This is a genomic window from Advenella mimigardefordensis DPN7 (assembly GCF_000521505.1).
GTDB classification, from domain to species: domain Bacteria; phylum Pseudomonadota; class Gammaproteobacteria; order Burkholderiales; family Burkholderiaceae_B; genus Advenella; species Advenella mimigardefordensis.
In genome coordinates, this window is the sequence record NZ_CP003915.1 from 1,863,900 (window position 1) to 1,888,600 (window position 24,701).

Consider the following 24,701-nt stretch of genomic DNA (forward strand, 5'->3'; position numbering starts at 1 on the left):
AAATGGCATTCTGGATCAGTAGCATTTTCACAGGTCTTTCTATTTGCCTTGGCCTGTACCTGTTGTTGTCACCGGCAGGCAACAAGGTTGTTGTGCCACAGGCATATCAGGAGAAAAGAGTCTTTGTTCTACTATGGCCGTGGATTCACGTGTTGGGGCTCGCCGTTATTCCGTTTTTTTCGTGGCGATATCGGGCGCGCTTACTGTCATTGCTGCGCGCCGCCGGGCTGGAGCGGATAGCACAAATTGATCACATCGCCGGCATCCAGTGTCTGTGCGCCTGCTGCGTTTTTGCAGGTGCCGTTTTTATACAAATGCCGCAACTGAATGCGCGCCCTCTGGCCGTGCTCTCTATTGCATGTGTCATTGCGCTGGCAGGGTCGCTGCTGCCGCTGTTGTGGCTGCGGGAACGTGGTCTCAGGCGCAGGCAACGCATTCTGCGCGAGTTGCCGTTGCTGCTTGATATGACCACCCTGTGCGTAGAGGCCGGCCAGAACCTGCAGGGCGCTCTGCATCACACGGCAAGCCTGTGCGCACCAGGTATTTTGCGCGATGAACTCAATTACTGCCTGAGTGAAATTCGCACCGGCAGGCCGCGCATCGAAGCGCTCAGAGCAATGGCCGTGCGCACCGGTACTGCGGAAGTGTCCTTGTGGGTTGCAGCCATTGCACAGGCCGAAAGCATGGGCATGTCGCTGGGCCCGTTATTACGTTCGCAGTCGGATCAGCGCAGGCAGGAGCGTTTTCATCGAGCTGAGAAACTGGCTCTGGAAGCGCCGGTAAAAATGCTGTTGCCATTAATTTTCTGTATTTTTCCCTGCACCTTTATTGTTCTGGCGTTTCCCATTGTGATGAAAATCCTGCAATCGGGTGTGTAAACGCATTTATCGTTCTCATATACTTTTTCGTCTGGTCAATACCATGTCTCTGACAAACATCGCTGCATTTTCAAACAAGCCTGCATCTCCTGAAGGATTCGTATCAGCAAATACCGTCACATCAACAAACGCTTTCGCACCAACAAACGATTTCGCTTCAGCAAACACCGTAGCATCAGCAAACACCGTAGCATCAGCAAACACCGTAGCATCAGCAAACACCGTAGCATCAGCAAACACCGTCGCATCAGCAGATACTTCATCATTCACCCCGTCCGCATACACCTTAATCACAGTTGACCGGTTTTTCCCGCGGCTGATAGGATTAATGGGAAGGAAAACGATTGATCCGTTGCGGGTATGCCACTTTGTGCCGTGCAATAGCATCCACACCTTCGGCATGGCATTTCCGCTTACGGTTATTTTTCTGGACAGACAAATGCGTCTATTGCGGGTCATTAATCATCTTGCGCCTGCGCGTGTCGCCTGGCATTGGCGGGCCTGTTCTGTACTTGAGCTACGCGCAGGATCGATTACGTCTGGTAGGCAAGCGCAGGCGCTGGTGGCCTCACTCTTTCCCGAAAATGGTGTTTAAAAAAGCTCGATCCGACACAGTCCGCTAGTCTGCGACCGTAGCCAAAACCCCCGTCGTTTCATGAACCGCAGCCACAGCCATAGTCCAACCTTTCAGGAAAAACCAGCGACCCGCCGCAAACCATTATGTGGCTTTATAGAATCCCAGTATGATCTCAATAGCCCGGCTGACGATCGGATCCTGCTTTTTGCCGGACCATATTACAGACGTAATAGAGCGCTGGGTGTGCTCGAATTCCAGAAACCGCAGATCAGGCAGGCCGCAGTGTTGCATACAGGCCGGGACCAGTGATACCCCCATGTTCCGGGAAACCATGCTCAGAATACTCAGCCAGTGGCGCGTTTCGTCGACTGCCCTGGGAAAAAAACCGGAACTGATGCACATCGACAAGAGGATTTCATAATAAACCGGAGATACATGACGGGAAAAAAAGATGAATCGCTGCGTACTGAAGTCGGCAAGGGCATGGGACCGATTCTGCAGTACCGGATTGTCCTTGTGCACGCATAACAGGAATGGTTCGGAAACAATCTCCTTGTCGTGCAGGTCGGCCGGTAACTTGTTGCTATGAATGAATCCCACGTCAACATGGCCCATGGCCACTTTATCGACAATATCACCCGAATTGGATTCGGCCAGTTCAATATTGATCTGCCCACCCTCGGGGGCCAGCAGTTGCAGCAGTGTCGGCAGGCCGCGATACACCATGGAGCCCACAAAGCCGATACGCAGGCGTCCGCTCTCGGTCGTGTGTTGAAGGCGGTTTTTGAGTGAGCTGGCATGGCTGAGCAGGAACAGCGCTTCCTTGTAGAGCACGGCGCCGGCAGGCGTTAAGCTGACATGTCGGCTGTTGCGTTCAAATAGTTGTGCGCCCATTTTTTCCTCAAGCTGCCGGATAGCCAGACTCAACGGTGGCTGTGAAATGTTCAGGCGTGCCGCAGCCTTGCTGAAATTGAGGGTTTCGGCAACGGCGACAAAATAGCGAAGGGTACGCAGGTCCAGATCCATATCTATATATTATATGTATAGTTGAAGATAAAAATAGTATTTCCATATATATATCGAATTTATTACGCTGTGCCTATTACCCAAATTCAAAAGGCCAGAGCATGGAGACAAATAATATTCCCGACAGCCGGGGCAGCAATTTCTTTACGCAGGACCCTTATTCCGGCGCCTTATTGAAAACCTATCTTCCCGCAGCGTTATATGCACACCTGCTGCCGGTGTTCAATGAGCTGGGTGCCGCTGTCGGTTCACGCCTGGATGAGCTGGCCGATACGGCCGATAAAAATCCGCCCGTGCTGTCAGTGCGTGATCGCCAGGGGCAGGACGCCTGCGTTATTAGCAAACATCCGGCTTACGTTGAACTGGAAAAAATGGCTTATGAAACGCTTGGCCTGGCCGCCATGTCGCATCGCCCCGGGGTATTGGGCTGGGATCAGCCGTTTCCACCCGCGGCCAAGTATGCCTTGTCGCATTTGTTTGTGCAGGCCGAATTCGGCTTGTGCTGCCCGGTGAGTATGACCGATTCGCTGGCACGCACACTCAAAAAATTCGGCGATCCGGCTCTGGTTGAACAGGTCTTGCCGCAGGTGACGGCCCCCGATTTTGCCGATCTGCAACAGGGTGCCATGTTCATGACCGAACAGGCTGCCGGATCCGATGTCAGCGCGACGCAGGTGGTTGCCACACCGCACGATGATGGACATTGGCGGCTGACGGGCGACAAGTGGTTTTGTTCGAACCCGGACGCGGGCTTTGCCATGGTGCTGGCACGCAGCGAAGAAGCGGAGGGGCTCAAGGGGGTGTCGCTGTTTCTATTGCCCAGAACCTGCGCTGACGGCACGCTCAATCAGTATCGAATTCTACGGCTGAAAGACAAACTGGGCACCCGTTCCATGGCCAGTGGTGAAATCCGCCTGGAAGGCGCTTTTGCGTGGCTGGTAGGTACAAGGGGCAAAGGGTTTCAGCAGATGGCTGACATGATCAACAACTCCAGACTGTCCAACGGAATGCGTGCTGCCGGCCTGATGCGTCGTGCGGTCAGCGAAGCAATCTATTTCAGCAGTCAGAGAAAAGCATTTGGTAAGCGCCTGATTGAGATGCCTTTAATGCAACGACAACTGGTCAAGATGATGACGCGGGCCGAGCAGGCTCGGTCGGTCATGTTCCAGACCGCAAGAGCGCTGGAAAAGGCGGATGGCGGCGATGCGTTCGCAAAGGATTTGCTGCGGATTCTTACACCATTGATCAAGTTCCGTGCCTGCCGTGACGCCCGCGTGGTAACTGGTGATGCCATGGAAGTACGTGGTGGCTGCGGCTACATTGAAGAGTGGACCGAGCCACGCCTGATGCGCGATGCGCACCTGGGCTCCATCTGGGAAGGCACCAGTAATATCGTGGCGCTCGATGTACTGCGAGCGATCCGCAAGAGTAACGGCCTGAGCGCGCTGCAGACCTATGTGCAGACGCTGCTGGAAAACGGCCTGCCATGCGACGCGTCTCTGGTCGAGCTGCAGGCCGATTGCATCAACAAAACATTTGCGCTGGCACGCAGCGTGGCCGATACCGAAGACGCCGTTATGGCGCGTCAGGTTGGATCGGCGCTGTATCACGTGGCTGCGCTTGCCAGCATGCGCTGGGAAGCCGCTCATGCCGGACTGGAAACGCGGGCGATACTGGCCGATCAGATATTGATTCATCGTCTGGCGCCGCGTGATCCATTATCACAGACGAAATACGAGGGCGAGATGCAGGCCCTGCTGGCTTACGCGCTGTAATCTGCATTCCTATCCAATTTTTACAATATCCGCGACCGGCTATGTAGCACGGCTCGCGGGCAGAGGAGACCCATGAGTACTTCAAGAATCTATGCCCTGGCGGGCTTGCTGGCTTGTCTGGTGTTGCCAGGCGCTGCCGTTGCCGCTGATCCCTTTCCATCAGAAATAGTCAAGCTGGTGGTGCCTTATCCGCCTGGCGGCCCTACCGATGCGCTGGCGCGCAGGCTGGCCCAGGGGGCCGGCAAGAAGCTGGGTACCACGATTGTGGTTGAAAACAAGGCCGGGGCTAATGGCAATATTGGCGCCGAGTATGTGGCGCGCGCCAAGCCGGACGGCTACACCATCATGTTTGGCACTTCCGGGCCGCTGGCCATCAATGCCAGCATGTACAAAAAACTCGGCTATCAGCCGGAAACAAGTTTCACACCCATCATGAAACTTGGCCACTTGCCCAACATTCTCGTAGTCAATCCCAGGCTTCCGGTCAAAAATGTACAGGAGTTGATTAGTTACGCCAAAGCCAATCCCGAGAAGGTGACCTATGCCTCCTCGGGCACCGGTGCGTCATCTCATCTGGCCGGCGTATTGTTCAACAGTATGGCCGGTACGCACATATTGCATGTGCCATATAAAGGAACCGGACCGGCGCTCAACGATTTGCTGGGTGGGCAGGTGTCCATGGCCTTTACCGATGTGCTCACTGCCTTGCCGCATATTCGCGATCACAAACTGAACGCGCTGGGGCTGGCTGCCGGTCAGCGCTCCAAAGCCTTGCCCGACTTGCCCACCATTGCGGAGCAGGGGCTGGACGGATATGACGTGAGCGTCTTTTTCGGTATTGTCGGGCCGGCAGGCATGCCTGAACAGGTCGTGTCGTCATTAAACGATGCCTTCAAGACCGCTATGGCAGAACCTGATATGCAGGCCACGCTGGCCAGCCAGGGTATTGTAGAAGCGGACAAAAAAACACCTGAAGAACTGGCCCGGTTTATTCACAGCGAAGTGAAAAAGTGGCACGAGGTCATCACCAATGCATCCATCACGCTCGATTAATTATGACTGACACACAGACTCCTACCACACCGGCCTCGCTTACAGGCATTCGCGTTGTTGATCTGACCCGGGTGCTGGGTGGCCCATATTGCACGCAGATCCTGGCCGATCATGGCGCAGAGGTGCTTAAGATCGAGCCGCCTGCAGGCGACGAAACGCGTGGCTGGGGGCCGCCGTTCATTGGCGATACCGCGGCCTATTTCATGGGTGTGAACCGCAATAAAAAGGGTTTGGTCGCCGATTTATCCACCCAGAGCGGGCAGCTGTTTTTGCGCGAGCTTTTGTCGCAGGCAGATGTCCTGATTGAAAACTTCAAGCCGGGGACACTGGAAAAATGGGGCCTGGGCAAGGACGCGCTACAAGAAGCGTTTCCTCATCTCATTCATTGCTGCATCAGCGGCTTTGGAGCAGATGGCCCGCTAGGGGGCTTGCCGGGCTACGATGCCTGTGCCCAGGCGTTGTGCGGGCTGATGAGCGTGAACGGAGAAAAGAGCGGCGAACCGACCCGCGTGGGCCTGCCGGTGGTGGATATGGTCACCGGCCTGAACGCGGCCATCGCCGTGCTGCTTGCCTTGAACGAGCGCCGCTCCAGTGGCCTGGGGCAATATCTGGATATTTCACTTTTCGATTGTGCGGTTTCACTGTTGCACCCGCATGCGCCGAATTATTTCGCCAATGGCAAGGTGCCTGGCCTTACCGGTAATGCACATCCCAACATCGCACCCTATGAAAGTTTTCCGACAGCCAGTGGTGAGCTGTTCCTGGCTGTTGGCAATAATCGGCAGTTTGCAACGCTATGCTCGGTGCTCAAACGTCCTGATATCGCCCAGGACCCGCGCTTTATCGATAATGCGCAACGACTTGGCCATCGACAGCTTCTTCATGAGACCCTGTGTGATGCACTGGCCGCGCACCAGGCTGCCGAGCTGGCCGATGTGCTGATGAAGGCAGGCGTCCCTGCGTCGCCGGTCAATAACGTGGCGCAACTGCTGGCGCATCCACATACCAGCCACAGAAACATGGTGGTTGAGCAGGGCAGCTATCGGGCCATTAACACGCCAATCAAGCTCTCGCGCACACCCGCACAGTTTCGTTCGCCCCCGCCGGGCTTTGGTGAGCACAATCAGGAATACGGCATCAATTGATTTGTTCAAACGTGGTTTAAATCGAACCGTCTGGTTCCGGTTTTGCGGATAGTGTAATATTGATTTGACAGGCTTTGCTGTGGTGCCAATCAGATGCGCGCCATGGCAGGGCCGCCATTAGCATTCGCTATTATTCAATTCAATACGACTAAACGAGACAGCCATGACATACAAAACTCCTCTTGACGATGTTTTCTTCAACCTTAAGGATATGGGCCTGCTGGAACAGGTACTGAGCCTGCCGGGGTACGAGGAAATCAGCGACGATATTGTCGATGCGGTCTTGCATGAAAACGCAAAATTCGTTCAGGAGGTGGTGGCGCCAACCAACAGGGACGGCGACCAGCAGGGTGCCAAATGGGACAACGGCAAGGTAACGACGCCAGCCTCTTTTGCCCAGGCATTCAAAGCCTTTGCCGAAGGTGGCTGGCAGGGCCTGCAGCATTCACCGGATCTGGGGGGGCAGGGCTTTCCAAAACTGATCTCGGCTGTTATTTCCGAAAACCTGAATGCCGCCAATCTGGCTTTCGCCTTGTGTCCCTTGCTCACCGATGGCTGCGTCGAGGCCATCACACAGGCGGGTAGCGAGCAGCTTCAGCAGACGTTCATTCCACCCATGCTCGAAGGGCGCTGGACGGGCACCATGAATCTGACTGAACCCCAGGCGGGCTCCGATCTGGCTTTGCTCACCACCAAGGCGGTTGCCCAGGGCGATGGTACTTATCGCATCAGTGGTCAGAAAATTTTCATTACTTATGGTGACCACGATCTGGCAGAAAATATTGTTCATCTGGTGCTGGCCCGTACGCCCGACGCTCCCAAGGGCGTCAAAGGTATTTCACTGTTTGTGGTGCCCAAATTCCTGGTTAACGAGGACGGCTCGCTGGGCAAGCGTAATGATGTCTGGTGTGCCTCAATCGAAGAAAAACTCGGTATTCATGGCAGTCCCACTGCCGTACTTTTATACGGTGCCGGCAAAGGTGAAGTGGGCGAGGGGGCTGTCGGCTATCTGGTCGGCCAGGAAAACTACGGCCTGCAATATATGTTCATTATGATGAACGCGGCCCGATACAACGTGGGTATCCAGGGCATCTCGGTGTCCGAACGTGCGCTGCAGCAGGCGCGCGCCTATGCGGCCGACAGGGTGCAGGGTAATGCGCTGGAAGGCTCGGCAGGGCCGGTGACGATTGATCATCACCCGGACGTGCAGCGCCTGCTCATGACCATGCGCGGATTGACCGAAGGCGGTCGTGCCGTGGCGCTGTATGCTGCTATGTGCAACGATATCGCGCATCAGCATGCAGATAAAGCGACGGCCGACTTGCATCGCGCCCAATATGAATATCTGGTGCCTATCGTCAAAGCCTTCAGCACCGAGAACTCGGTTGAAGTGGCTTCTCTGGGCATGCAGGTGCATGGCGGCATGGGCTTTATTGAAGAGACCGGCGCCGCTCAGTATTATCGCGATGCCCGAATCCTGCCCATTTATGAAGGGACGACGGCCATTCAGGCTAACGATTTCATTGGTCGTAAAATCCTGCGTGATGGCGGCGCAGTCAGTCGTGGCTTTATCGCGGCCATGTGCGATACCGTCAATGCGCTCAATCAGCACCAGGAGGATACGGCGCTTGCCTTTATTGGTACGCAACTGGAAGTGGCGGTTCAGGCCTATCAGAATGCATTGGATGTGACGCTGGCCTCTGCGGCGAAAGGGCAGTTGCGCAGTACGTTTGCCGGCAGTGTGCCGCTGCTTATGCTTGCTGGTTATGTACATGCCGGCTGGCATCTGGCGAACGCCGCCCTGAAATGCCGTGAGCGGCAATCGGATACGCATCGGCAAAAATTGGCCACGGCCGTATTTTATGCTGCGCATATCCTGCCACGGTCGCTCTCATTGTCAGCTGCGGTGAAAGCCGGCGACAATGTGCAGGAAGCATTTTCCGCGGTATTTTCTTAATACACGCAAGTGCCATGGTTTTGTTTTAATATGCAAATTGGGTATATCAACATTATTATTTATTCTTTTAGGGAATAAATAATTTTTGCCATAATCCCGGTATACAGTCCGATGCGTTGCATCGGACCTTCCCCACGCTTACCAAGGAGATACCATGAGCACAACACTGCGTTTGGGCGATACCGCCCCCGATTTTGAACAAAATTCGTCTGTCGGCCCTATCAAGTTTCACGAATTCCTGGGCAATAGCTGGGGTGTTCTGTTTTCTCACCCTGCCGACTTCACGCCAGTCTGCACTACCGAGCTGGGTTACACAGCCAAACTGGCTGACGAATTTGCAAAACGTAATGTGAAAGTACTGGCTGTGTCAGTAGATGACGCCGATTCTCATAACAAATGGATCGAAGACATTAACGATACACAGAATACAACGGTGAATTTCCCGATTCTGGCTGATGATGACCGCAAAGTGTCTACGCTTTACGACATGATTCACCCTAATGCCAGCGCAACGGCTACCGTACGTTCCGTGTTCATTATCGATCCGGCCAAAAAAGTTCGCCTGACCATTACTTACCCTGCAAGTACCGGCCGCAATTTCAATGAAATCCTGCGCGTTATCGATTCTCTGCAACTGACCGATTCCCATAGCGTGGCCACACCAGTGAACTGGGAAGACGGCGATGACGTGATCATTGTTCCTTCACTGAAAGATCCTGAAGTGCTGAAACAGAAATTCCCTAAAGGCTTTACCGAAGTACGTCCTTACCTGCGTACAACGCCTCAGCCAAATAAATAATCAGCCCTGCACTGCGCGAAGCGTCTGACAGTGCTCAGTCACCGTCAGAACGTCCGGCGCAATAGCGCTTTGAGATGGATGAAAAGCCATGACAGTTCAAACGTCATGGCTTTTTTGCGCTCTGGAGTGCACTGTTATGGATAGCAAAAGGGTATGGTCCGATGGGCATTCTTTTACGGCAGGCGCTGTGAAACGGGCCGAGGTCAGTGCGACAGAAGTCGTGTTTGGATGGAAATACTTTCGGAATGCAGATACTGTATGGATGCAAATACTCTTCTTTGCCGCAACAGATATCTGTGTGCAGCAAGTGGTGACGGTATAGACCTACAGTACGATAGATCGCGCTGGTAATGTCACGATTTATGCCGCGGTTAATTCGTAGTGATTTGATTTAAAAGAATAATTTTTTTTGATGAGGGGCGCCGACGACAGATTACAACAAAAAGGGCGAAATTATCTGAAATGATGCTTGCAAAAAGTACTGTATGGATATACAGTACTACTTATCGCAATGCATAGTCGCGATATAACTAGATTAGGGTCCTAGTTATCGCCTGCCTGCCGTTGAATGTGGTTCCAGTCTGGTGTTTTCCAGCATTCAGATTGTCATTCGGCCCGGGCAGGCACCTCTTAACTCTTGGAGAATTCATCATGACAAATCAAATTCGCAAGGCTGGTGCTCCTTCTGCTTCAACTATATCAGCCTGCCGTCAGTTCGACCAGTCTTTCGCAACACTTTATCGTAAAAAAAGCAGCAAAGTACAGCGCAGCAGCCATTTGTTGGCCGACGTGTGCATGGTGGCCGCATGGTTTGCGTTAATTCCAGTCATGAATCTTCTGGGGACGGCTGCCGGTCTGGCTTAAAATAGTTGTATTGCCGTTGTTTTGTTGTCGTCGTTGTGCCGTCATTGTGTTGCTGTCGTTGTTGTACGGCCGCTGTTTTGCAGCAGTTGTTTCCGGTAGCTTTGTTGCTTTTTTATTGAATTCAATAACTTAAGCTACTATTATTTAGGCAGAATTGAGCTGGCGACTGGTCGGCATGCCTAAAAATACGTTATACTTACGAGTTCTATTTATCCTCTGTCGGCAAATGCATCTGAATGGGTCGGTGCAATCACAAATAATGTGACGTTATTCTAAACAGCCGTTCATGATGAACCGGAGTTATTATGAATCTTATCGAAAAACTCGAACAGGAAGAAATCCAGCGTCTGACTGGCGGTAATCCTGTAACTGAATTTGCACCAGGCGACACCGTTGTGGTTAGCGTGAACGTAGTTGAAGGCACACGTAAACGTGCCCAGGCATACGAAGGCGTGGTTATTGCCAAACGTAATCGTGGTCTGAACTCTTCTTTCATCGTTCGCAAAATTTCTTCTGGCGAAGCCGTTGAACGGACTTTCCAGCTGTACTCTCCACAAATTGCATCTATCGTTGTTAAACGTCGCGGTGATGTACGTCGTGCGAAACTGTACTATCTGCGTAACCGTTCAGGTAAAGCAGCGCGCATCAAAGAAAAATTGGTACGCAAGGCAGACAAACAGGTTACTGCATAAGCAGTTTTCTGTTACTGCTTTTCCAGTTATACCCGCTGGTTGCCATCAGCTTGCTTATGATGGCCAAATGGGTAGAAAAAAGCCGGCATCGCCGGCTTTTTTCAATGGGTATTTTGAACTGGCATGGAAAAGTTCATTTATTCAATCGCCCTCCAGACGTAATAGCCCGTTTATACCGGCCTTACCGTTTCATTTTGTTCCGAATTCACGGCAATGACGCTTATCTGCCGTAAAATGACCACATTGATAAAATAAACGATTCCACAGGACACAGCTTTGACTGAACCACTAAGAAAGCCTAGGACGCCCGGTTTTGACGTACAGGCACAAAAATGGACGGTGGCCAATGAGAACCTGCATGCTATTTCTCCTTCTGTACTCACCACCTCGTTCATAGAACGCGCCTTTGATCATGGCCTGGTCTGGTCTGCCGATGCGCTGGTTCACGAATGGAATGAAGCGAATATTGTTCAATTCCAGTCAGAATCCTATATAGACTCTGCTGTTCTGATGCCTCTGGTCAGGCGCGATGGCGAGATTTTCGTGCTGCTCACCAAGCGCTCTGAAAAACTGTATCACCATCCCGGACAGATCAGTTTTCCCGGTGGGCGGGTAGAAGAGGGTGATATTAATCCTCAGCACACCGCATTGCGGGAAACCTTTGAAGAAATCGGTGTGCCAACGCAGGCCGTCACGGTGCTGGGACAATTGCCTGAGTTTTACACCGGCACGGGCTTTCTGCTGCGTCCCTACGTTGGCTGGCTTGCCAATACAGTTGAAATAAAATCTGACCAGGTAGAAGTGGCCGAGGTGTTTCAGGTGCCACTGGCGTTTCTGATGGACCCGGCGAATCATCGCCTGCATCATGCCATTACCCCGGATGGGAATGAACGATACTATTACTCCATGCCGTGGAACGGATATTTCATATGGGGTGCAACCGCCAACGTGATCAGAAATTTTTATCACCGCTTGCTGGCTGTGGCTTAAGGTCTGATCAGCCGCATGTGTCTGAAAACAGGGCATTGGCGGGCGCATGAACAGCCAATTTCCTGATTAAAGCGTGGCCGATAGGCCAGAACCTCTGCTGCTTATCTATGACCCTTAATACTTCTGCGGCGCAGTCGACTCTGCCAATATACGCAAGTAAAGCTCGTGTCGCCTGGCACTGATCAGGCCCTGTTCCTGGGCAGCAAGTACACCGCAACCGGGCTCGTGCCGATGCGTGCAATTGTAGAAGCGACAATTCTGGCTGTACGGAGCAAACTCCGGGAATCCTTGTTCAACTTCCGTCTGGCCAAGGTGCTTCAGGCCAAATGCCTGAAAACCGGGGGAGTCGATCAGGTCCCCGCCCATGTCGGGCAGATGGTACAGGCGCGAAGAGGTAGTGGTGTGTTTACCGGTGCCCAGCGCAATGGAATGCGCCTGAGTGTCGGCGCGAGCGTCGGGCACCAGAATATTCAGAATACTGGATTTACCCATACCGCTCTGGCCAAGCAGCAGGCTGGTCTTGTCCGCCAACAGCGGCAAAAGGCTGTCACGCAGCGCCTGCGGCTGCAGGGTGCTGGTTTCAATAATACGCACGCCCAGCGCATTCATGTCCGAGAGCAGGGCACGTGCCCGCGGCAGGCTTTCCGTGAGATCGCATTTGTTCAGAACGATGACGGGTGTGATATCGGCACTGAACGCACCAGCCAGTGCACGTCCGGTCAGGTCTTCGGAAAACACCGGTTCCACCGCGACCACAATCAGCAATTGATCCACATTCGCGGCAAATTGCTTGGAGCGCATTTCATCGGAGCGGTATAGCAAATTGCGCCGTTCGTGCACCCGTTCGATGCGGCCTTCGTCCTGCCCCTGCAGTTCAACGTCGACGTAATCACCAACGCAAATACCGGCTTTTTTGCCACGCGTATAGCATTGACGCAGCTGCCCGTCGTCCAGCTCCACCTGATAGTGCCGGCCATGAGCAGCAATGACGCGCCCGGCCTTCATCCGTTATGTGCCTGCAACTCTTGAAGGCGGCGGATCCGCAGGGAGGCCGGGGGGTGACTGTCGTAAAACGCCGAATGCACAGGATCAGGCGTGAGGGTAGAGGCATTATCATTGTAAAGTTTGACCAGCGCAGAAATCAGTGCCTCGGAACTGGCCTGAGTGTGTGCGTAGTGGTCCGCCTGGAACTCGTCCTTACGGGAAAAGAAGCTGAATATGGGGGCGAAGAAGAAGGTGAAAACGGGCATGGCCATAAAGAACAGCAGCAGCGCCATGGCGTCATTCGAGCCATTGATGACAGGAGCAACGCCCAGTCCCTGATAGAACCAGATCTGGTTTTTCAGGAAACCCAATACGGCAAAAAAGACCAGTGCCAGCAGGAAGCTGAAAATCATGCGTTTTTGCACATGCTTATGGCTGAAATGCCCCAGTTCATGGGCCAGGACGGCTTCTATCTCTTCGGGATTCAGTTTGCCCAGCAGGGTGTCGAAAAAAACGATCCGGCGTGATTTGCCGAATCCGGTGAAATAGGCATTGCCGTGGGCCGAGCGCTTGGAACCGTCCATGACGAACAGGCCCTGAAGGGCAAAGTGGCAGCGTTGCGCCAGGCTGTTGATGCGATCGGCCAGTTCGGGATTATCCAGCGGCGTAAATTTATTGAATAGCGGCGCAATCCAGGTTGGAAAGACAAACAGAATGAAGGCGTTGAAAACAACCCAGACCATCCATGCCCACAGCCACCACAGCGGACCGGAGGCAGCCATCAGCCACAGCGTAACCGCGGCCAGCGGCAGGCCCAGCACAACGCTCACCAGCAAGCCCTTGAGCGTGTCGCTTATAAACAGGCCCAGTGTCATGCGATTGAAGCCGAATTTCTGTTCCAGTTTGAATTGCTTCCACAAGCTGAAGGGCAGTTGCAGCGCACCGGAAATCAGCAGGACCGAACCCAGCAGCAGCAACTGACGCCAGAAATCATTGGGAATCACACTGATCAGAAATGCATTGATCGCCTCCAGGCCACCCAGTAGCGTAAAGGCAATAAGCACCATGGCGTCAAACACCCGGCGGGTGACAGACAGCTTCATACGCTCCACCGTATAATCGGCAGCGCGCTGATGGCTCTGCAACCCGATTTTTTCAGCGAATTCGTCCGGCACCCTGGCGCGATGCTTTGTCACATGGCGCGCCTGACGACTTGCCAGCCACAGATGAGTGATCGTCTCAAGCAGAAGGAAAAGGACAAATAAAAGTGTAAACGGGGTTGGGGACATTTCTGTTGTGTGCTCTGTGCGAAAATAATGTTTCTGAACAATAAGGATCGAAAATGGCGGTAAATGATCTGCGACTGGTATGGCTGGACATGGAAATGAGCGGCCTGGATCCCGAAAAAGAACGTATTCTGGAAGTGGCGGTTGTTGTCACCGAACCGGATCTCACGCTGGTAGCGGAAGGGCCGGTTCTGGTTATACATCAGTCCGATGAGGTTCTGGCGGGCATGGATAAATGGAATACATCTACCCACGGCCGCAGTGGCCTGACCGAAAAGGTACGCACTTCCGTACTTACCGAAGAACAGGCTGAAGACATCCTGCTCGACTTCCTTGCGCCGCTGGTACCCAAAGGCGCATCACCGCTTTGCGGCAATACGATTAGCCAGGACCGGCGTTTCATGTACAAATACATGCCACGCTTTGAAAGCTACTTCCATTACCGCAATCTGGATGTAAGCACGCTCAAGGAACTGTCCCGTCGCTGGAAGCCCGAGGTTTACAAGGGATTCGACAAAAAGAGCCGGCACGAGGCACTGGCCGACATTTACGAATCCATTGACGAGCTCAGGTACTACCGGGAACATTTTATCAAGCTTTAGCACTTCACGGTGAAATGCCCATGGCTAACGAAGTCACACTGCCGGCAGCGATTGCCGGTATCGGTACCGACCTGATCCACATTCATCGCATCCGCCAGGCGTACGAACGCTTCGGCGAGCGTTTCGTCGCCCGGATTCTGGGCCCGCAGGAGCGCGAGAAGTTCCTGCGCCGGCAGGCGCGCGACCCCGAGCGGGGGCTGCGTTTTCTGGCGACCCGCTTTGCCGCCAAAGAGGCTTTCTCCAAGGCGATTGGACTGGGTATGCGTTCGCCCATGGCGTGGTCACGCATGCAAACGCTCAATGCACCCAGCGGCCAGCCCCTGGTCGTGCTGGCTTCGCCGCTGAAAGACTGGTACGAGTCCCGTTTCGGACCGGCCCATATTTCCATTACTGATGAATCCGATCTGGCCATGGCCTTTGCCATGGTGGAACGTAAACCGGTCTAACCGTCCGGTTGCCCAACCCCCCAAAGGAGTCCTGGTGTCTGCTTCCCCCTCTCGTTCTGTTCGCCGCTCAGCCAAATCAGCCAAATCGCCCGCCACCGCTGCTGCCGCCAGGCAAATGCCCGGCCCGGTCATGCTTGATGTTGTCGGCCATCGCCTGACCAGCCAGGAGCGGGATCGCCTGGCCCATCCGCTGACCGGCGCCGTGATCCTGTTTGCGCGCAATTACGATAGTCCCGAGCAACTGGCCGAGCTGACCGCACACATTCATGAAGCCCGGGACGAGCCGTTGCTGATCGCTGTGGACCATGAAGGTGGACGGGTTCAGCGCTTTCGCGACAAGGGGTTTACGCATTTGCCGTCAATGCAGGATCTGGGCCGTTATTGGGAACGTGATCCGCTGCAGGCCATGCGTGCTGCCACCGAAATGGGTTATGTCCTGGCCGCCGAATTGCGTGCCTGCGGCGTCGACTTCAGCTTTACGCCCGTGCTGGATCTGGACTATGGCGTCAGCAAGGTGGTGGGCACGCGTGCCTTTCATCGGGACCCACGGGTGGTGGCCATGCTGGCGCGTGCCCTGATCCAGGGGCTGAGTCTGGCTGGCATGCGCTCCTGCGGCAAGCATTTTCCCGGCCACGGGTTTGTCGATGCCGATTCGCATGTGGCCATTCCGGTCGATGAGCGCGAGCTTGAACAGATTATGGCGGATGATGCCATGCCTTATGGCTGGCTGGGCGCACCGGTGCTCTCGGCCGTAATGCCGGCGCATGTCATCTATCCCAGGGTCGATGCCTCACCGGCCGGCTTTTCCAAAATATGGGTGCAGCAGATTTTGCGCCAGCGCCTGAAGTACGATGGCGTCGTTTTTTCGGATGACCTGACCATGGAAGGCGCATCGGTGGCGGGTGACATTACCGCACGCGCGACTGCGGCCTTGTCTGCCGGATGTGATATGGTATTGGTATGCAACCGTCCCGATCTGGCCGATACCCTGCTGGCGTCCCTGAACGTCGCCGCTTCGCCTGCATCGGTTGCCCGAATCCGCGCCCTGAAGCCGGTTGAACCGTTCATGGACTGGAATGCCCTGCAATCAGACTCACGATATCAGTATGCCAGAGACTTTCGATCTCAAATCCTTTCTGAGTGACCTGCCGCATTTGCCTGGTGTTTACCGGCATCTGGATGCGGAAGGCACAGTATTGTATGTAGGCAAGGCCAGGGATCTGAAGAAACGCGTTTCTTCCTATTTCCAGAAAACCCCGGACAGTCCGCGCATTGCACTCATGGTGGCGCGGGTCTGGAAAGTGGAAGTGACGGTAACGCGTTCCGAGGCCGAAGCGCTGATCCTGGAAAACAACCTCATCAAAAGCCTGCGACCGCGTTACAACATTCTGTTTCGCGATGACAAGTCGTATCCGTATCTGATGATCAGCGCGCACGACTATCCGCGGATCGCCTACTATCGCGGCATTACCAGCCGCAAGGGGCGTTTTTTCGGGCCGTACCCGAATTCCTGGGCCGTGCGCGAAACAATACAGATTCTGCAAAAGGTGTTTCGCCTTCGCACCTGTGAAGACACGGTCTTTGCCAATCGTTCCCGCCCCTGTCTGCAATATCAGATCGGGCGCTGTACGGCGCCTTGCGTCAATTTCATCAGTGACGAAGACTATCGGCGCGATGTGCAACAGGCCGTGCGCTTTCTGGATGGAGAGGCCGACGACGTGGTTGAAGACCTGCAGGCACGCATGCAGCAGGCCTCAGACCAATTGCGTTTCGAGCAGGCCGCCGCGCTGCGCGACCAGATGCATGCGCTGGCAACCGTCTTGCATCAGCAATCGATGGAAGAGGTGGACAAGACCGATGTCGATATCATTGCCGTGGCCCAGGCGGCCGACAAGGCCTGTGTCAATCTGGCCATGGTGCGCGGAGGCCGGCATCTTGGTGATCGCTCGTTTTTTCCAACGCAGGCCGATGGTGAAAGTCGCGCCGACGTGATGACGGCCTTCATTGCGCAGCATTATCTGGAAAACCCCTTGCCGCCGGTGCTGGTCTGTTCCGAAGCGCTGGTGGATGAAAATTTGCTGGCCCTGCTGAACGAACAGCAACCGTCCCGCATCAAGACCCGCCTGCAGACGCGCCCGCAGGGTGTACGCAAAACCTGGCTGGATCAGGCCTTGCGCAATGCCGAGTTTTCCCTCGCGCGCACCCTGTCAGAATCGGCTTCGCGCGCGGCACGCACGCGTGCGCTGGCCGAATTGCTGCAACTGGACACCGATGATGAATCGCTCGATGGCTTGCGTATTGAGTGTTTCGATATCAGTCACACCGCCGGCGAAGCGACCCAGGCATCCTGTGTGGTATACAACCATCACGATATGCAGCCCTCGCTGTATCGTCGTTATAACATTGCCGGCATTACCGAAGGCGACGATTATGCGGCCATGCGCCAGGTGCTGGTGCGCCGCTTTTCCAAGGTGGCCGATGGCGAGGCGCCGCTACCGGAAGTCGTGTTGATTGACGGGGGTAAAGGGCAGGTGGAAATTGCCCGCCAGGTGTTTGTGGAATTCGGCCTGGATACTCGTGTGATTGTTGGCGTGGCTAAAGGAGAAGGGCGCAGGGTAGGGCTGGAAACCCTGGTGTTTACAGACGAACGGGAACCGGTGGCACTGGGTCTGGGTTCGGCTGCATTGATGCTGGTGGCACAGGTGCGCGATGAAGCCCACCGGTTTGCCATTACCGGCATGCGCGCCCGTCGTGCCAAAGCCAGGAATGTGTCGCGGCTGGAAGAAATCGAAGGCGTAGGCGCCAAGCGCCGGCAGAAACTGCTGGCGCGTTTTGGCGGTTTTTCCGGTGTGGCTGCCGCCAGCATTGATGATTTGCGTTCGGTTGAAGGTATTTCCAGGGAACTCGCAGAACGCATCTATGAATCATTACGTTAGTGGTAGGATTACATCTAATGCCCCGTCCGTATTTTGTGTATTAAAGCCCTATGCCATTGAACATACCTATTATCCTGACCTGGATGCGGATTGCCATGATTCCGCTGGTCATCGCGCTTTATTATTTGCCACTGAACTGGATTGATGTTCAATTGCGTGACACCATTGGTGCGCTGGCCTTTATTTTTGCGGCGCTGACCGACTGGTTCGATGGCTGGCTGGCGCGACGCTGGAATCAAACATCCTCATTTGGCGCTTTTCTGGATCCGGTAGCTGACAAGCTGATGGTCTGTGCGGCGCTGCTGATCCTGCTTGATCTGAGCAGGCTGGATTCCTTTATTGCACTTATCATTATCGGGCGTGAAATTACCATTTCTGCACTGCGTGAATGGATGGCCACCATCGGTGCACGCGACAGTGTTGCTGTGCATTGGCTGGGTAAATTTAAAACGGCGGCGCAAATGACGGCCATCCCATGCCTGTTGTTTTATCAGGAATGGCATTCCATCCCGTTCGCGCCTATCGGCACCGGGCTGATCTATATCGCAGCGATTCTGACGATCTGGTCCATGTTCTACTACATGAAAAAAGCCTGGCCCATCATTAAGCAGCAGCAAAACTAACGGTTTGTCCGGCGTTTTCACCCGGTTATCACAGGTATCATATGACTTCGCAGGTTCTGAACGCTTCAATCAGGGTTCCAAATGCAGATGGAAACTCACGCGACTGGAAGGTGATCGCGCTGATCGGGTTGCTGCATGGCGGTTCGCATTTTTATCAACTGGTCTTGCCGTCACTGTATCTGTCGCTGAATCGGGACTTTGGCTATAGTTTTGCCGAACTGGGCTTTCTGGCCACCGTATTCTTTGTGGTCTCCGGATTGGGACAGGCCTCTTCGGGCTTTGTGGTAGATCACCTGGGCGCGCGGCCTGTTCTGCGCTTTGGGCTGGCTTGCATGGTGATGTCGGCGTTGCTGATTGCAGTGGCAGACGCGTACTGGGTATTTATTATTGCAGCACTGATCGGCGGCGCGGGTAATTCGGTTTTTCATCCGGTTGACTTTTCCATTATCAATCAGAACGTAAGTCAGCGACGCCTAGGCCATGCGTTCAGTATTCATGGCGTATCGGGCAATCTGGGATGGGCACTCGCGCCTATCTTCATCACTTTTTTTATTGTCCAGACCGGCTCATGGCGATTTGCTGCGGGGGCTGCTGCCGTCGTGCTGTTTGTCCTGTTTCTGGCAACCTTTCTCGGCGCTTCATTGCTGGCCACGCCGACAGCGCAAGCCAATAAGCCAGAAAATGGCCGGGAAAATGGTCAGGACCGCTTACAGGATCAGACGCAGGCGCAAAAGGGCGCCCGCGCAACCAGCCCTGGTTTTGTCACCAAGCTGAGTATGCTGCTGAAAAATCCGGCACTGTGGGGGGCGTTCCTGTTCTTCGCATTCACTTCGGGTTCGATGTCGTCAGTGCAGAATTTCACGATTCCCATTCTCGGCTCGCTGTATGGTATAGGGAAAGAATGGGCCAGTTCCGCACTGTCCATGTATATGGTGTCAGCGGGCGTGGGCCTGCTCATTGGTGGTTTTCTGGCTGGCAGTACAGACAGAACAGAGCGTATTGTGGCCGCTTCCCTGGCCACGTCGGGCGTGGTTTTTATGCTGCTTGCCATGGGGATGCTGCCTTCGGGGCTGGCCGTCGCCGGTTTGTGCCTGGCCGGATTCCTTAGCGGTATGGCCGGACCGTCGCGCGATATGCTGGTGCGGCGCGTCACGCCCAAGGGCGCGCTTGGCTCCGTGTATGGTCTGGTGTATTCCGGTATGGATGTGGGCTCCGCGCTGGGTCCTGTTATATATGGTTTTATGCTGGATCATCAAACCTATCGCGGGCCGTGGCTGGTATCTGGCCTGGCGCTGTTTGGTGCGGTACTGGCGGCGTTCTGGGTGGCTTATTGTGCCCGCCGGCAGCAGGATCGCACTGTTGTCCAGGGCAGTGCTGCCTGACAGGTGTGCATCGTCTGAAGCCCAGACTCTCATGCACGCCTTGACTCCGACAAAGCCTATATCCGACAAAGCCCGTAACCGACAAAGTCTGTATCCGATAAACCCGACCTTTGTACTGCATTGCGTAAAGCGGGCATTGACCTGACGGCATTCCGAAGTATACTGGTCTCATCATCCCTGCTTAGATTGTGGCGTAACCGCGTAATCCAGGTAGCGGTATTAAAATGAAAGCAGCGGTATCTATGTCGTAGCCATGTTGCCCTATAACCGGGGAATCCGGTCGCTTAAGACAACCAGCTATTTTCTGTCGGACATCACGGTCCGCATCAACACATTTCAGGGAGACGCCCATGATGGCAAATGTCAAACCAGGCATCAAGCGCTTGCTGGGATATGGCCTGGCACTGGCTGTGCTCCTGATTGTGTTTACCTTATACACCAGTCCGGACCTGTTCGTGTCTGTCTCCAATCTTTTCTGGTCCTGCTTCGGCGCAATTTAATGCTCTGGCCTCGTTTGCCCGCGATTGAATAAAAACCTGCCGTTGAAACTGCCTGTCAGCCGCTGATCTCGGCCACATTGATGTGTCATGCCCTATGCCTGGTGGGCCAGGTAATGCCTGGCGACCATTGAATAGGATGAAAGGGTCCGGATTTCACATTATGAGATCGCCATTTCACAACATGAATTTTGTATGTTGCAGTCGCATAATTGTCATTTCATTATCGCAAATTAGATTTCATAATATAAAATAAAAATTATAATTCATTGATTTTATTAAAGATAATAATTAGTCTTATATAAGATATAAGTGTATATTGCACTGCGCTCTTCAGATAGAATTTTCTCCATGGAATCTTTCTTTATATATAGGAGTTAATCATGTCAAAACGCGAAACCGCTATCCGCAATCTGCAAAAAGAATGGGCAGAAAATCCACGCTGGCAAGGTATCAAACGGGGCTACGGCGCCGAAGAAGTCATCAAGCTGCGTGGTTCCCGCCAGAATGAGTACACGCTGGCCCGTACCGGTTCAGAAAAACTGTGGCACCTGCTCAATAACGAACCTTTCGTCAACACATTGGGTGCGCTGACCGGCAACCAGGCCATGCAGCAGATCAAGGCTGGCCTCAAGGCAATTTACTTGTCGGGCTGGCAGGTTGCCGGCGATGCCAATATCGCAGGTGAAATGTATCCCGATCAGTCGCTGTATCCTGCAAACTCAGTTCCTTCTGTGGTTCGCCGCATCAACAATTCCCTGACTCGCTGTGACCAGATTCAGTGGATGGAAGGCAAGGAAGAGGGCGACGAAGGTTATGTCGATTACTTCGCACCGATTATTGCCGATGCCGAAGCCGGCTTCGGTGGCGTGCTGAACGCTTTCGAATTGATGAAATCCATGATCGATGCCGGCGCTTCCGGCGTACACTTCGAAGATCAGCTGGCTTCTGTAAAAAAATGCGGTCACATGGGCGGCAAAGTGTTGGTACCAACACGTGAGGCCGTGGCCAAGCTGGTGTCTGCCCGCCTGGCAGCCGACGTGATGGGTGTCCCTACCGTTCTGCTGGCACGTACCGATGCCGATGCGGCCGATTTGATTACCAGCGATGTGGATGAAAACGATCAGCCATTCCTGACAGGCGAACGTACACCGGAAGGCTTTTTCCGCACCAAACCAGGTATGGATCAGGCTATTTCACGCGGGCTGGCCTATGCACCGTATGCCGATTTGTTGTGGTGTGAAACGTCTACGCCGAACCTGGATGATGCGAAGAAATTTGCTGAAGCGATCCACAAGCAATTCCCAGGCAAACTGCTGGCCTACAACTGCTCGCCATCGTTCAACTGGAAAAAGAATCTGGACGACGTTACGATCGCCAAATTCCAGCGCGAACTCGGTGCCATGGGCTACAAGTTCCAGTTCATCACCCTGGCCGGCTTCCATGCATTGAACTACGGTATGTTCGAACTGGCTCATGGTTATGCACGCAACCAGATGAGTGCCTTTGTTGAATTGCAGCAAAAAGAATTCGCTGCAGCCGAGCTGGGCTTTACTGCTGTTAAACACCAGCGCGAAGTGGGTACGGGCTACTTTGATGCCGTAACGCAGACAATTGAAGGCGGCCAGTCTTCAACCACTGCGCTTACCGGTTCTACCGAAGAAGCGCAGTTCTCTCACGGTTGATACGGCCCACGATCGGCTGATGGGTTCCTGCGGGAGCCCATCAGAGCCGGCAATTGACATGACGGCTGATAAAAAGACCAGTTGCCAAAAGGGCCACCGGCTTGAATACCGGTGGCCCTTTTGTCTCGCGGGATGTATCCCTGTGTTGCTTACTGCTTATGATGCGTGCATCGATTTAAGTGATACGTGCATCTTTAATAGGGATGGTTGCGTCCTTGCTCAATAGGGCATGGTAACCTGATAACCGCTACTGCGCTGTCGGCTAGCCAGGCCATAGGCCAGATCGGCTACCGAGGCGGCATAAAAATAGCTGCGGTTGTATTTGGTGATCGCGAAGAAGTTGCGTGTGGCGGTACGATATTCATTGCTGCCGCGAACTTCGTCACGCAGATCAATGACGCCGATTTCTTTGCCATTTTGCCAGTGACCACCGGAGCTGCCCGCACGCAGCGAGGCACCGCGGCTTTGCAACTGGCTCCAGCTCATGGATGGTTCCAGGCCACCGTCAACCAGTGATGCCGCCCCGGCAGGCAGGGTGACCGGCGCGAACACGGGTTCGCCTGCACGCCAGCCATGTTTGGCAAGATAGTTGGCCACGGACATAATGGCATCCTTGGTGCTGTTGCGCAGGTCGATATGCCCGTCATTATCGCCGTCAACCGCGTAATGCTCGATACTGACCGGCATGAATTGCGGCAGGCCGATAGCGCCGGCAAATGATCCGGTCGTGCTGTTGGCATCCACTTTGTCGCGATAGTCCAGATCCAGCAGGGCAGCCAGCTGGTTACGGAACATCTGGCTTTTTTCCGGGCGATTCGGTTCCGGATGATTAAAGCCCAGCGTGTAAAGGGTATCCAGCACACGGAACGATCCGGTTTGTTCACCGTAGACCGTTTCCACGCCGATAATGGCAGCAACAATGGCCGCTGGTACGCCATAGGTTTGTTCGGCCCGGTTCAGTGTTTGTCGGTTGGCATTCCAGAACGCGGTTCCCTTGCGCAGGCGAATAGGCTCAACGAAGCGACTGCGGTAGCTTTGCCAGGCGCGAGTGACGCGCCCGCCCGATCCTTTTGGGGTCATCAGGCGAATGACCCGGTCGTCCACCGTTGCCGTGGCAAGTAGCTGTTCAATATGCGAGCGGGGTATGGCATGACGCTCTGACACCTGGGCCACAAAGGTATTTTTGTTTGCGCTCAGGGTTCTGTTTTCTGCGGCCCAGCCTGCCGGTCCGCCGCTGCTGCCGGCTGAGCTCGCCGAGCCGTTATTGCCCGTTTGGCTGGTGGAAGAACAGGCTGCAAGGGACAGCAGCAATGCAGGAACAAGCAGTGCAAATGGTCGTTTCAAGAGGAACCCCGTGTAGTTGGATTGAGAGATGGCGGTTAGCCGCATGATGCCACAAGTTGCCGCACCAACGGCAGGATCGAGTAAGCACTGCAGGAATGCTGCACGCCTTGTGGTGCTGCAAAATATGGTAGATTGTATGCAGATAAAATAATATCAATCAATAGTAAATCAGTTATTTGAAAGCAGGGCGAATATTGTGGAGACACTATTCATAACGCATTCTTCGTGTCACCGGCACGAAATGCATTCCTGGCATCCCGAGTCGCCGGCGCGGCTGGATGCCATTAATGACCGGCTTGTCGCTAGCGGTCTGGCCGATTTTCTGATTCATTTGCCGGCGCGCGAGGCGCAGGAATCGGATTTGTTGCGCGTGCATACGAATGACCACGTCCGGTTCCTGCGTGAGCACTCGCCGCAGGAAGGGTATTTCAATGTTGACACAGAAGAAACCTGCATGAATCCCCATACCTGGCAGGCTGCATTGCATGCGGCCGGTGCCGGGCTTGAAGCCATTGATCAGATTATGGCCGGCCACGCACGCAACGCTTTTTGTGCGGTCCGGCCACCGGGGCATCATGCCGAGCCTGCGCGGGCCAGCGGGTTTTGTTTCCTGAATAATGTGGCGATTGGCGTACGCTATGCGCAGCAACAGTATGGTCTTAAGCGTATCGCTATCGTTGATTTCGATGTGCATCATGGCAACGGCACCGAAGCCGCCTTCGCCAATGACGAGTCGGTCATGATGTGCAGTTTTTTTCAGTACCCGCTGTTTCCCAACAGCGGTGTGGATCATCCTGCTGCCAATATGCATAACAGCCCCGTGGCGGCATATACCAAAGCGGACAAAATCCGTGATCTGGTTACTACTCACTGGCTGCCTGCTCTGGATGCATTTGGGCCCGAGCTGATTTTTATCTCGGCCGGCTTTGATGCCCACCGCGAAGATGATATGGGGCAGCTTGACCTGGTAGAGAAGGATTACATCTGGCTTACCAGCCAGGTGAAAGCGATCGCCGATAAATACAGTGGCGGTCGTATTGTCAGCATGCTCGAGGGCGGATATGCCCTTTCTGCACTGGGGCGTAGCGTCGAGGCACATATCCGGACGCTGGCCGGCCTGTAAGGGGCAGGACTGTTTTTTTTCTGCACAACGGTCGGGC

24 protein-coding genes are annotated in these 24,701 nt (G+C 54.2%); 19 read left to right on the forward strand and 5 right to left on the reverse strand.

From position 1 onward, the window contains the following. The first annotated feature begins 2 nt into the window (after positions 1–2). Positions 3–878 carry a type II secretion system F family protein gene (locus tag MIM_RS08605; protein ID WP_025372345.1) on the forward strand — a complete coding sequence of 292 codons (876 nt, stop codon included), beginning with the start codon at positions 3–5 and terminating at the stop codon, positions 876–878. A 15-nt stretch (positions 879–893) separates the two neighbouring features. Here MIM_RS08605 and MIM_RS23490 read toward each other — a convergent pair whose 3' ends face one another. Then, positions 894–1,337, reverse strand: a complete 444-nt coding sequence (locus tag MIM_RS23490) for a hypothetical protein (protein ID WP_245592841.1) — start codon at positions 1,335–1,337, stop codon at positions 894–896. Between MIM_RS23490 and MIM_RS23655 the strand changes: the two genes are divergently transcribed. Then, entirely contained in the window at positions 1,231–1,473 is a 243-nt protein-coding gene (locus tag MIM_RS23655) for a DUF192 domain-containing protein (protein ID WP_407638154.1), read from the forward strand. The genes MIM_RS23490 and MIM_RS23655 overlap by 107 nt on opposite strands. 123 nt (positions 1,474–1,596) lie before the next feature. Here the strand turns inward: MIM_RS23655 and MIM_RS08620 are convergent, their stop codons facing one another. Further along, entirely contained in the window at positions 1,597–2,481 is an 885-nt protein-coding gene (locus tag MIM_RS08620; RefSeq protein WP_025372347.1) for a LysR family transcriptional regulator, read from the reverse strand. Positions 2,482–2,582: 101 nt separating this feature from the next. Here MIM_RS08620 and MIM_RS08625 point away from each other — a divergent pair, with 101 nt between their 5' ends. The 8 genes from MIM_RS08625 (at position 2,583) to MIM_RS08665 (ending at position 11,756) form a co-directional block, all read left to right on the forward strand. Beyond that, on the forward strand, positions 2,583–4,256 hold the full coding sequence (locus MIM_RS08625; protein WP_025372348.1) for an acyl-CoA dehydrogenase family protein: 1,674 nt from the start codon (positions 2,583–2,585) through the stop codon (positions 4,254–4,256). 72 nt (positions 4,257–4,328) lie between these two features. Further along, a complete protein-coding gene (locus tag MIM_RS08630; RefSeq protein ID WP_025372349.1) occupies positions 4,329–5,309 on the forward strand; it encodes a Bug family tripartite tricarboxylate transporter substrate binding protein in 981 nt (326 codons plus the stop codon). 2 nt (positions 5,310–5,311) lie between these two features. After that, the gene (locus MIM_RS08635; RefSeq protein WP_025372350.1) at positions 5,312–6,454 is read left to right on the forward strand and encodes a CaiB/BaiF CoA transferase family protein; all 1,143 of its coding nucleotides are present in this window, start codon (positions 5,312–5,314) and stop codon (positions 6,452–6,454) included. A 163-nt stretch (positions 6,455–6,617) separates the two neighbouring features. Further along, complete coding sequence (locus tag MIM_RS08640; RefSeq protein ID WP_025372351.1) at positions 6,618–8,411, forward strand: acyl-CoA dehydrogenase; 1,794 nt, start codon at positions 6,618–6,620, stop codon at positions 8,409–8,411. A 154-nt stretch (positions 8,412–8,565) separates the two neighbouring features. After that, positions 8,566–9,210: a peroxiredoxin gene (locus MIM_RS08645; protein ID WP_025372352.1), complete on the forward strand. Its 645-nt coding sequence runs from the start codon at positions 8,566–8,568 to the stop codon at positions 9,208–9,210. 651 nt (positions 9,211–9,861) lie between these two features. Next, a complete protein-coding gene (locus MIM_RS08655; RefSeq protein WP_025372354.1) occupies positions 9,862–10,074 on the forward strand; it encodes a hypothetical protein in 213 nt (70 codons plus the stop codon). 305 nt (positions 10,075–10,379) lie between these two features. After that, positions 10,380–10,766, forward strand: coding sequence for a 50S ribosomal protein L19 (rplS, locus tag MIM_RS08660; RefSeq protein WP_025372355.1), 387 nt, complete (start codon positions 10,380–10,382; stop codon positions 10,764–10,766). Between the two features lie 276 nt (positions 10,767–11,042). Next, on the forward strand, positions 11,043–11,756 hold the full coding sequence (locus MIM_RS08665) for an NUDIX hydrolase (RefSeq protein ID WP_042070123.1): 714 nt from the start codon (positions 11,043–11,045) through the stop codon (positions 11,754–11,756). A gap of 114 nt (positions 11,757–11,870) precedes the next feature. Here the strand turns inward: MIM_RS08665 and rsgA are convergent, their stop codons facing one another. Then, entirely contained in the window at positions 11,871–12,761 is an 891-nt protein-coding gene (gene rsgA, locus MIM_RS08670) for a ribosome small subunit-dependent GTPase A (RefSeq protein WP_025372357.1), read from the reverse strand. Beyond that, the gene (locus MIM_RS08675) at positions 12,758–14,029 is read right to left on the reverse strand and encodes a M48 family metallopeptidase (RefSeq protein WP_025372358.1); all 1,272 of its coding nucleotides are present in this window, start codon (positions 14,027–14,029) and stop codon (positions 12,758–12,760) included. Before MIM_RS08675 ends, rsgA begins: the two co-directional genes overlap by 4 nt. A gap of 53 nt (positions 14,030–14,082) precedes the next feature. Between MIM_RS08675 and orn the strand changes: the two genes are divergently transcribed. The 8 genes from orn to aceA all read left to right on the forward strand — a co-directional run bounded on the left by orn (position 14,083) and on the right by aceA (position 22,197). Then, positions 14,083–14,628 carry an oligoribonuclease gene (orn, locus tag MIM_RS08680; RefSeq protein ID WP_025372359.1) on the forward strand — a complete coding sequence of 182 codons (546 nt, stop codon included), beginning with the start codon at positions 14,083–14,085 and terminating at the stop codon, positions 14,626–14,628. 20 nt (positions 14,629–14,648) lie between these two features. Then, positions 14,649–15,074 carry a holo-ACP synthase gene (acpS, locus tag MIM_RS08685; RefSeq protein WP_025372360.1) on the forward strand — a complete coding sequence of 142 codons (426 nt, stop codon included), beginning with the start codon at positions 14,649–14,651 and terminating at the stop codon, positions 15,072–15,074. Positions 15,075–15,189: 115 nt separating this feature from the next. Further along, on the forward strand, positions 15,190–16,218 hold the full coding sequence (gene nagZ, locus MIM_RS08690; protein WP_042071159.1) for a beta-N-acetylhexosaminidase: 1,029 nt from the start codon (positions 15,190–15,192) through the stop codon (positions 16,216–16,218). After that, a complete protein-coding gene (gene uvrC, locus MIM_RS08695) occupies positions 16,181–18,010 on the forward strand; it encodes an excinuclease ABC subunit UvrC (protein WP_025372362.1) in 1,830 nt (609 codons plus the stop codon). The genes nagZ and uvrC overlap by 38 nt, the downstream gene beginning before the upstream one ends. A gap of 50 nt (positions 18,011–18,060) precedes the next feature. Next, positions 18,061–18,633, forward strand: a complete 573-nt coding sequence (gene pgsA, locus MIM_RS08700) for a CDP-diacylglycerol--glycerol-3-phosphate 3-phosphatidyltransferase (RefSeq protein WP_025372363.1) — start codon at positions 18,061–18,063, stop codon at positions 18,631–18,633. Positions 18,634–18,674: 41 nt separating this feature from the next. After that, on the forward strand, positions 18,675–20,015 hold the full coding sequence (locus MIM_RS08705; protein WP_042070126.1) for an MFS transporter: 1,341 nt from the start codon (positions 18,675–18,677) through the stop codon (positions 20,013–20,015). Positions 20,016–20,365: 350 nt separating this feature from the next. Further along, a complete protein-coding gene (locus tag MIM_RS23190) occupies positions 20,366–20,515 on the forward strand; it encodes a hypothetical protein (RefSeq protein WP_158318717.1) in 150 nt (49 codons plus the stop codon). A 380-nt stretch (positions 20,516–20,895) separates the two neighbouring features. Further along, entirely contained in the window at positions 20,896–22,197 is a 1,302-nt protein-coding gene (gene aceA / locus MIM_RS08710; RefSeq protein ID WP_042070128.1) for an isocitrate lyase, read from the forward strand. Between the two features lie 219 nt (positions 22,198–22,416). Here the strand turns inward: aceA and mltB are convergent, their stop codons facing one another. Beyond that, a complete protein-coding gene (gene mltB / locus MIM_RS08715; protein WP_025372365.1) occupies positions 22,417–23,541 on the reverse strand; it encodes a lytic murein transglycosylase B in 1,125 nt (374 codons plus the stop codon). Positions 23,542–23,737: 196 nt separating this feature from the next. Here mltB and MIM_RS08720 point away from each other — a divergent pair, with 196 nt between their 5' ends. Then, entirely contained in the window at positions 23,738–24,664 is a 927-nt protein-coding gene (locus tag MIM_RS08720) for a histone deacetylase family protein (protein WP_025372366.1), read from the forward strand. Positions 24,665–24,701: the final 37 nt, after the last annotated feature.

Excerpts from the sequence above, each read along its gene's own strand:
- MIM_RS08605 (WP_025372345.1), top strand. The coding sequence starts at position 3 with ATGGCATTCTGGATCAGTAGCATTTTCACAGGTCTTTCTATTTGCCTT.
- MIM_RS23490 (WP_245592841.1), bottom strand. The coding sequence starts at position 1,337 with ATGACCCGCAATAGACGCATTTGTCTGTCCAGAAAAATAACCGTAAGC.
- MIM_RS08620 (WP_025372347.1), bottom strand. The coding sequence starts at position 2,481 with ATGGATCTGGACCTGCGTACCCTTCGCTATTTTGTCGCCGTTGCCGAA.
- MIM_RS08625 (WP_025372348.1), top strand. The coding sequence starts at position 2,583 with ATGGAGACAAATAATATTCCCGACAGCCGGGGCAGCAATTTCTTTACG.
- MIM_RS08630 (WP_025372349.1), top strand. The coding sequence starts at position 4,329 with ATGAGTACTTCAAGAATCTATGCCCTGGCGGGCTTGCTGGCTTGTCTG.
- MIM_RS08635 (WP_025372350.1), top strand. The coding sequence starts at position 5,312 with ATGACTGACACACAGACTCCTACCACACCGGCCTCGCTTACAGGCATT.
- MIM_RS08640 (WP_025372351.1), top strand. The coding sequence starts at position 6,618 with ATGACATACAAAACTCCTCTTGACGATGTTTTCTTCAACCTTAAGGAT.
- MIM_RS08645 (WP_025372352.1), top strand. The coding sequence starts at position 8,566 with ATGAGCACAACACTGCGTTTGGGCGATACCGCCCCCGATTTTGAACAA.
- MIM_RS08655 (WP_025372354.1), top strand. The coding sequence starts at position 9,862 with ATGACAAATCAAATTCGCAAGGCTGGTGCTCCTTCTGCTTCAACTATA.
- rplS (WP_025372355.1), top strand. The coding sequence starts at position 10,380 with ATGAATCTTATCGAAAAACTCGAACAGGAAGAAATCCAGCGTCTGACT.
- rsgA (WP_025372357.1), bottom strand. The coding sequence starts at position 12,761 with ATGAAGGCCGGGCGCGTCATTGCTGCTCATGGCCGGCACTATCAGGTG.
- MIM_RS08675 (WP_025372358.1), bottom strand. The coding sequence starts at position 14,029 with ATGTCCCCAACCCCGTTTACACTTTTATTTGTCCTTTTCCTTCTGCTT.
- orn (WP_025372359.1), top strand. The coding sequence starts at position 14,083 with ATGGCGGTAAATGATCTGCGACTGGTATGGCTGGACATGGAAATGAGC.
- acpS (WP_025372360.1), top strand. The coding sequence starts at position 14,649 with ATGGCTAACGAAGTCACACTGCCGGCAGCGATTGCCGGTATCGGTACC.
- nagZ (WP_042071159.1), top strand. The coding sequence starts at position 15,190 with ATGCCCGGCCCGGTCATGCTTGATGTTGTCGGCCATCGCCTGACCAGC.
- uvrC (WP_025372362.1), top strand. The coding sequence starts at position 16,181 with ATGCCAGAGACTTTCGATCTCAAATCCTTTCTGAGTGACCTGCCGCAT.
- pgsA (WP_025372363.1), top strand. The coding sequence starts at position 18,061 with ATGCCATTGAACATACCTATTATCCTGACCTGGATGCGGATTGCCATG.
- MIM_RS08705 (WP_042070126.1), top strand. The coding sequence starts at position 18,675 with ATGACTTCGCAGGTTCTGAACGCTTCAATCAGGGTTCCAAATGCAGAT.
- MIM_RS23190 (WP_158318717.1), top strand. The coding sequence starts at position 20,366 with ATGATGGCAAATGTCAAACCAGGCATCAAGCGCTTGCTGGGATATGGC.
- aceA (WP_042070128.1), top strand. The coding sequence starts at position 20,896 with ATGTCAAAACGCGAAACCGCTATCCGCAATCTGCAAAAAGAATGGGCA.